This window comes from Streptomyces calidiresistens (genome assembly GCF_014141525.1).
GTDB classification, from domain to species: domain Bacteria; phylum Actinomycetota; class Actinomycetes; order Streptomycetales; family Streptomycetaceae; genus Streptomyces; species Streptomyces calidiresistens.
In genome coordinates this window covers 1-403 of sequence record NZ_VKHS01001605.1, presented here as the reverse complement: position 1 = coordinate 403, position 403 = coordinate 1, and the positions used below count along the sequence as shown (strand labels likewise).

The window sequence follows — 403 nt, the reverse complement described above, 5'->3', positions numbered from 1 at the left end:
TGCTAAATCAGGGGGAATGTAAGGCGTATCGCACGGGCAAAACAAAAACCACTCACCAGCTTCCTGCTGCATTACTGAAAGCATTCCTGCCAGAGGGCCTGGGTAATCCGCCAGTGAATCTTCAATCACTTTCAGACCGCTTGCCTGATAGATTTCCTGATGACGATTAGCATTAACCACGACGTGAGAGAGCTGCGTCATAAGCGCGTCAGCGACATGTTGCCATAATGGTTTGCCGTTTAATTCAAGCAATCCTTTATCTACGCCGCCCATTCGTCTGGCTTTACCGCCTGCCAGCACAACGCCTGTTATCGTCGTCATCAGATTCACCGATATCGCCTCTTTTATTGTGGGATTGACCCTGCTAACGTGTCTGTCTCAAGAGTAAGGAGCATCACTATGA

Annotated in this window: 1 protein-coding gene; it reads right to left on the bottom strand. The window is 48.9% G+C overall.

Annotation, left to right across the window (positions count from 1 at the left end):
• On the bottom strand, nucleotides 1-321 hold a 321-nt coding region (gene mobA, locus FOE67_RS28465), incomplete at its 3' end, for a molybdenum cofactor guanylyltransferase (RefSeq protein WP_194444868.1).
• Between the last annotated feature and the right edge of the window lie 82 nt (nucleotides 322-403).